Here is a 317-nt window from a genome sequence, read left to right on the forward strand (position 1 = left end):
GACGAGATGGGTGTGCTCCAGGAGCGCATCACCTCGACCCGCGGTCACTCGATCACCTCGCTGCAGGCGATCTACGTGCCGGCCGACGACTACACCGACCCGGCCCCGGCGACGACCTTCGCGCACCTCGACGCGACCACCGAGCTGAGCCGCGAGATCGCCTCGCGCGGTCTGTACCCCGCGGTCGACCCGCTGTCGTCGACGAGCCGCATCATGGACCCGCGCTACCTGGGCGAGGACCACTACCGCGTGGCCACCTCGGTGAAGGCCATCCTCCAGAAGAACAAGGAGCTCCAGGAGATCATCGCGATCCTCGG

General features: G+C 68.1%; 1 pseudogene. It reads left to right on the top strand.

The annotated features are described in order from the left end of the window. Nucleotides 1-317, top strand: a pseudogene (locus tag FJ658_RS15750) (F0F1 ATP synthase subunit beta); the annotation flags it as partial.

Origin of the sequence: Schumannella sp. 10F1B-5-1, assembly GCF_006517535.1 — a bacterium.
Lineage (GTDB): Bacteria > Actinomycetota > Actinomycetes > Actinomycetales > Microbacteriaceae > Schumannella.